Here is a 6383-nt window from a genome sequence, read left to right as displayed (position 1 = left end):
TGAAGGCATGTTGTGGGTGGAGCGCCAGACGACGAAACCGATCCTGCTTTGAGAAAGACGTTTTAAATGGCTAAAGAAGAACTGATTGAACTGATGGGCGTGGTCAACGAGGTGTTGCCCGACACCCGTTTTCGCGTGACCCTGGACAACGGCCACCAACTGATTGCTTATTCGGCTGGCAAGATGCGCAAGAACCACATCCGCATTTTGGCGGGTGACCGTGTGACCCTTGAGCTCTCGCCTTATGACCTGAGCAAAGGCCGTATCAGCTTCCGTCACCTGGCAGGTCGCGCCCCTATGGCGCCTCGCCGCCCCCCAGCACGTTGATCTTGCCTGGTTCCTCGCGTTGACCTGAGTCAACGCGCAAGGCCCTTGAATCGGGCAGCATGGTCCCCAAGTGCTTTTGAATCACAGGGGATGCCATGACCGATACAGCCAACGCCTTGCACATTGTTTGTCCGCATTGCCACACCACCAACCGGGTGCGTGTGGCGGATATGCGCAATGCACCCGATTGCGGACAGTGCCACCAATCTCTTTTTGACGGCCATCCGCTGGCGCTGGACGCAGCCAGCTTTGACAAACACATCGGCCGCAGCCATCTGCCTGTGCTGGTGGACTTTTGGGCACCTTGGTGTGGCCCTTGCCGCATGATGGCCCCTGCTTATGAGCAGGCCGCTGGCCTTTTGGAGCCCCAAGTGCGTGTGGCCAAACTCAACACCGAAGAAGCGCAGGCCATCGCCGCCCGTTTCAACATCCGCAGCATCCCCACACTTGCCTTGTTTGTCGGAGGCAAAGAAGTCGCTCGCCAAGCGGGTGCTTTCCGCACGGCGCAAGACATCGCCGAGTGGACGCGTTCGCACCTTTGAGATGGACTTACAGAGGTGCCAGCGCGATGGCTTGGATTCGGGCTCGGGTGATCTGTGCACCAATTTCCGGACCCCTGAGGCCCTGCGTTGCCGCAACCTGGGCAATCGGCGCGGTCTCAACCGACAGCGCTGCGTGTTGCGCTTTGAGCAAGCGCCCAGCCTGCGGGTAAGCCGCTTCTTCAAACCCCAGGCGTCCCCGTGCATCACACTCGCACGCTTGCAGCACCAGCGCAAAGCGTTCAGCTTGGCGAATGGCGTCGCAGCGCTCCAACAAGCGCATCAAGGCTTCTGGCCCCAGCTCAGCGTTTCGGTGGATGTTGCCGTGTTCACGCGCCACCACTTCGGCCAGTTCCTTGCAATCGCTCGGCACGCGAAGTCGCTCACACACTTTTTGCAAGAGCTTGACGCTGCGGCCTTCGTGGCCGATGTGCCGGGGCAGCACGTCGGCGGGTGTGGTGCCTTTGCCCAGGTCGTGCATCAGGCAGGCCACACGCACAGCCAGCGGCGTGTTCAGACGTGCAGCCATGTCCATCACCAGCATCATGTGCTCGCCCGTGTCCACCTCGGGGTGGTATTCGGCGCGTTGCGGCACGCCCCAGAGGCGGTCCAGTTCGGGCAGCAGCACTTTGAGCGCGCCGCAGGCGCGCAGCACCTCGAACATGCGCGAGGGTTTTTCGGCCATCAGGCCTTTGGCCAACTCCTGCCATACGCGTTCGGCCACCAGGTGGTCGGTTTCACCGTCTTCGACCATCTGGCGCATCAAGGCCATCGTCTCATCGGCCACGGTGAAGTCGGCAAAGCGCGCCGCAAAACGGGCCAGCCGCAGGATGCGCACCGGGTCTTCGGCAAACGCGTCCGTGACATGCCGCAGCACCTTGGTCTTCAGGTCGCGTTGGCCGCCATAGGGGTCGACGATCTGTTCTGCCCAGGCGCTGGGGGGCTGGTGCGCCATTTCCTCGGGCACGGCCATGGCGTTCACCGTGAGGTCGCGCCGGGCCAGGTCTTGTTCGAGCGTGACGTCGGGTGCTGCCTGCACCGCAAAGCCTTTGTAGCCCCGCGCCGTCTTGCGCTCGGTGCGGGCCAGGGCGTATTCCTCGCGGGTCTGCGGGTGCAGAAAGACCGGAAAGTCCTTGCCCACGGGCACATAGCTTTGCGCACTCATGGCTTCGGTCGTGCTGCCCACCACCACCCAGTCGCGGTCATTGACGGGAAGCCCCATCAAGGCATCGCGCACCGCACCACCGACAACAAACACGTTCATGTCAAGCGTTTCGCTCAGCGAGCCACCCGGAAAGGCTCTTCAAAGTCGATGAAGTCCTTTTCGGCCAATGCGTCGTCGATCCAGGCCTTTACACCGGGCAGGGCGCACACGCGGTCCATGTAGGCTGCCACATCGGCAGGCACGGGTAAGGCATAGGTCTTCAGGCGCATGACCACTGGGGCAAAGTAAGCATCGGCCACGGTGAACTGGCCAAACAGCATGGGGCCGCCGTGTTCTTGCAGCAGGCCGCTCCAAAGATTGCAGATGCGCTCCAGGTCGGCGCGCACGGCAGCTTTGTCGCGCAGGGCGAGCGCACCGATCTCGGGCAGGTTTGCCTCGATGTTCATCGGGCAGGCGCTGCGCAGGCCGGTAAAACCGCTGTGCATTTCGGCGCAGACGCTGCGCGCGCGAGCTCGGGCAGCGCGGTCTTGTGGCCAGAGCTGTTTGCCCGGGAACTGTTCGGCCACATATTCGGCAATCGCCAAAGTGTCCCAAACGGCCAAGCCATCGTGCAACAGCACGGGCACTTTGCCCACCGGGTTCACGGCCTTGAGGCTGGCCTTGAACTTGGAGTCGGCCGCAAAGCTGTCAAAGCGGACATAGACCTCTTCAAAGTCGATGCCCGCTTGGCGCAGCAGCACCCATGGGCGCATGGACCAAGAAGAATAGTTTTTGTTGGCGATGTAGAGCTGGATCATTTTTATCTCCCGTGAATCAGAGCCCACATGTTAGCGCTCACAGCTGTTAACAAGGGACAGATTGCACCGCCAAGGTGTTTAAGGGGATGCGTCGGGTGACGATTTTCGGTACCCCGTCATGAGGAACCCGCCGCATCCCCTCGCACATCCCTGAAGACCTCGAACTAAAGCGTTGTCCGAACTCAGCGTCCAGCGCGTGAGCGCCAGCGGTTCAGCTTGCTGCGTGGCCCCCGGTGGCCCAGATAGCTGGGTGCTACACCCGCTGCAGATGCTGCGCTGATGCCCAAGTCGGAAAGACCCGGCAGTTGACCCGTCGCGATGTTGTCCACCTTCATCGACGCCAGGTTGTCCCGGCTCATGAGTGGCTCACCTGGGGCCAACTCCATGGCCGCAGCTTGCAGCCAGCCCACCCACATCGGCAAACCAATGACCGGACGACCTCTGCCGTGGTTAACGCCCGCCCACTGCCCGGCGCGCTGCACCAACTCGCCCAAGGTCATCACGTCCGGGCCACAGAGTTCGTAGGTTTGACCTACGGTGTCCGGCTTTTGCAGGCAAACCGCCACAGCGCGCGCCACATCGGCCACCCAGACGGGCGCAAAGCGCGTGCCACTGCCCGCCAAGGGCATGAAGGGCGCCACAGCTTGGAGGTCTGCAAACAGATTGAGGAATTTGTCTTCGGCGCCAAAGATCACGCTGGGGCGCAACACCGTCAGCTGCAGCCCTGCGTTGTGCAAAACCGTCTCGCCCCGGGCCTTGCTGCGCTGGTACATCGAAGGGCCTTGTGGGTCGGCACCCAAAGCGCTGATGTGCACCAAGCGATGCACACCCGCTTTTTTCATGGCGCTGGCGATTTTTCCGGGCAAGTCAACATGCACCTGCTCGAAGCGCTCTTCACTGCCATGCAGAACGGCCACCAGATTCACCACCGCATCATGGCCGGGCATCAAACGGGCCAGATCGGCTTCTTGGTGAACATTGGCCTCGATCACCGTCAGCCCGGGCAAACTTTGCACGCTGGCCGCATTCACGGCGCGGCGGGTGGGTACGGTGATTTGCCAGCCCAGGCGAGCGAGTTGTTCGCAGACGTGGCGACCCACAAAGCCGCTGCCACCTAAAACCAAGACGCGTCGTGTGCTCATGCTGTGTTCAAACCTGTGACAGCCTGGTGCATCGCATCCATGGCTTGATTGACGATCTGAGTGCGCCACTCGTCGGTGTCGACGTAAAACGCATCCATCAGCTCTTGCTTGATCTGCTTTTTCAGGGCCTCAGGGGCTTCAGGGTGGGATTGCAGCCAGTGGTCTCCGCGCAGTGCATAGATGACCTTGTCGGGCGTTTGCGTGCCGTATTCAAGAGCAATGCCTGTGTATTGGGCCTGCCCGCATTCTTGGTAAGCCGCCATCCACATGAGTCCTGTGAGCATGGGTGAACTGGAAGAGCCGTCATAAATTGAGGTGATGCCCTGGCCCCACCACGCTTTGGCACGTTGGTACGCCGCCGCATCGTCGGCGCAAGCAAAAATGCGTTCTCCAATGCCACTGGGGCCAAGGCCTGTGTGCAGGTCGATCCAAGCCATTTTTTGGCAGTGCTGGCCGTATTTTTTGAGAACCGATCGCAAAGTGTGGTTGCTCCAAGTGGGCGCTTGGCCACCAAAAAACAGACCATCTGGGAATTCGTGCTGACCCTTGGAGACGGCTGCCTGGTAAGTTTTCATACCGCGTTCAGCGATGTATTGCGCAGTGGCCGCTGCATTGGCAGCATCGGGTGGCCAGACCTCGGGCAGCAGCAAGGTGTGGATCTCGCGGTAGGCCGGGTTGTCGGGCAAGGGCTTGGAGAAGTCTTGGAAGTTGCGGTTGATGTCCACGTTTTCGTGGGTGACCCGGCGCACATGCGAGAACCCGTGTGGGTTGAGGGCATGGATGTAAAGCACAGCGACACCCTGCGCACGGGCTGCTTCACGCCAAGCGGTATTTTTCAGTGCATGGATTTGCACGCCGGAGCCGCAATAACCTTCTACGCCGTGGCAAGCGCTGCTGATGACAAGCACGGCCTTGGCGTCGGTTGCACCGTCAAGCACCACGTCCATGGCCAGCGTTTCACCGTCCCGACCAAGAAGGGGGTGAATGTTCGAGTCCACCTGCAGGCCAGCTGTCTGCGCAGCGTTCAAGAATTTTTCACGGGCCTGCTCGTAGCTTTTGGAAAAGCCATTCTGGATGTCGTTCATGCGGGACCTGGTCAAGCGCTTGGGATCGGTTGGGCCAGCCACTGTGTGGCGAGCTCCACCCAATACGTGCCGCCCAGCGGGATCAGGTCGTCGTTGAAGTCGTAACTCGGGTTGTGCAAGGTGCAAGGCCCGCCACCGTGGCCCATTTCACGGTGGGCACCGTCGCCATTGCTGATGAAGACATAAGCACCCGGCTTGGCCTGCAACATGTACGAGAAATCTTCTGCGCCCATGGTGGGCTCTTGGTGCAACACTTGCTCGGCCCCCACGATGCCTATCATGACCTGGCGGGCGAAGTCGGCCTCCACGGCGCTGTTGATGGTGGGCGGGTAGTTGCGCTCGAACTCAAATTCGCATTGCGCGTCAAAAGCCGCGCAAATCGACTCGGCCACTTGCTTCATGCGCTTTTCGATCAAATCGAGCACCTCGATGCTGAAGGTGCGCACCGTGCCTTGTAACTCGCAAGAATCGGGCACCACGTTGGTGGCTTCGCCTGCGTGGATCATGGTGACCGAGATCACGCCCGCATCCACCGGTTTCTTGTTGCGGGTGATGATGGTCTGGAAACCTTGCACCATTTGGCAGGCGATGGGCACTGGGTCAATGCCGTTGTGCGGCAGCGCGGCGTGGCTGCCTTTGCCGCGGATGGTGATCTTGAACTCGTTGCTCGATGCCATCACGGGGCCAGCACTCACGGCAAATGTGCCCACCGCAGCGCCGGGCCAGTTGTGCATGCCAAACACGGCCTGCATTGGGAACTTGTCAAACAAGCCGTCCTTGATCATCTCGCGGGCACCGCCGCCGCCTTCTTCGGCAGGTTGGAAGATCAAATACACCGTGCCGTCAAAGTCGCGGTGTTTGGCAAAGTGCTTGGCCGCTGCCAGCAGCATGGCGGTGTGGCCGTCGTGGCCGCAGGCGTGCATCTTGCCCGGGTAGCTGCTGGCGTGGGCAAAAGTGTTGAATTCCTGCATGGGCAGGGCGTCGATGTCGGCGCGCAGGCCAATGCCCCGCCCGCAAGCGCCGCCGTCACGGCCGTGCACGATGCCCACCACTCCCGTGGTGCCCATTCCCCGGTGAATGGGGATGCCCCAGTCGGTCAGCTGCTGGGCCACCACATCGGCCGTGCGCACTTCTTGAAAACACAGCTCAGGGTGGGCGTGGATGTCTTTGCGGATGGCCGCGATGCTGGTCGCGTCGGTGAGGATGGAGTCGATGATTTTCATGAACACAGTCTAGCGGGACTTGCCTTTCTTTGCCAATCGCCCCATAAAGCGGCCGGGTTCGGCCTGTCACCTGGGTGCCTTGGGCTGCGTGCAAAATCACAGTCC

General features: G+C 61.1%; 7 protein-coding genes. 2 read left to right on the top strand and 5 right to left on the bottom strand.

The genetic code is table 11. The features are described from left to right. The first annotated feature begins 66 nt into the window (after positions 1-66). Both infA and trxC read left to right on the top strand, forming a co-directional pair. Positions 67-327 (top strand): translation initiation factor IF-1, encoded by a 261-nt coding sequence (infA, locus tag SWE17_RS11310; RefSeq protein WP_019426546.1) that lies wholly within the window; start codon positions 67-69, stop codon positions 325-327. A 95-nt stretch (positions 328-422) separates the two neighbouring features. Beyond that, complete coding sequence (trxC, locus tag SWE17_RS11305) at positions 423-869, top strand: thioredoxin TrxC (RefSeq protein WP_322993200.1); 447 nt, start codon at positions 423-425, stop codon at positions 867-869. A 7-nt stretch (positions 870-876) separates the two neighbouring features. On the opposite strand, the gene SWE17_RS11300 is transcribed toward trxC, so the two are convergent. The 5 genes from SWE17_RS11300 to SWE17_RS11280 form a co-directional block, all read right to left on the bottom strand. Beyond that, positions 877-2130, bottom strand: coding sequence for a multifunctional CCA addition/repair protein (locus SWE17_RS11300; protein ID WP_322993199.1), 1254 nt, complete (start codon positions 2128-2130; stop codon positions 877-879). A 14-nt stretch (positions 2131-2144) separates the two neighbouring features. Then, on the bottom strand, positions 2145-2828 hold the full coding sequence (locus SWE17_RS11295; protein ID WP_322993198.1) for a glutathione S-transferase family protein: 684 nt from the start codon (positions 2826-2828) through the stop codon (positions 2145-2147). A gap of 182 nt (positions 2829-3010) precedes the next feature. Further along, complete coding sequence (locus SWE17_RS11290; protein ID WP_322993197.1) at positions 3011-3970, bottom strand: complex I NDUFA9 subunit family protein; 960 nt, start codon at positions 3968-3970, stop codon at positions 3011-3013. Continuing rightward, entirely contained in the window at positions 3967-5055 is a 1089-nt protein-coding gene (locus SWE17_RS11285; RefSeq protein ID WP_322993196.1) for a M14 family metallopeptidase, read from the bottom strand. Before SWE17_RS11285 ends, SWE17_RS11290 begins: the two co-directional genes overlap by 4 nt. Positions 5056-5066: 11 nt before the next feature. Beyond that, positions 5067-6278 (bottom strand): M20 aminoacylase family protein, encoded by a 1212-nt coding sequence (locus SWE17_RS11280; protein WP_322993195.1) that lies wholly within the window; start codon positions 6276-6278, stop codon positions 5067-5069. Between the last annotated feature and the right edge of the window lie 105 nt (positions 6279-6383).

Origin of the sequence: Limnohabitans sp., assembly GCF_034680285.1 — a bacterium.
Lineage (GTDB): Bacteria > Pseudomonadota > Gammaproteobacteria > Burkholderiales > Burkholderiaceae_C > Limnohabitans_A.
This window is presented reverse-complemented; position numbering and strand designations above follow the sequence as displayed.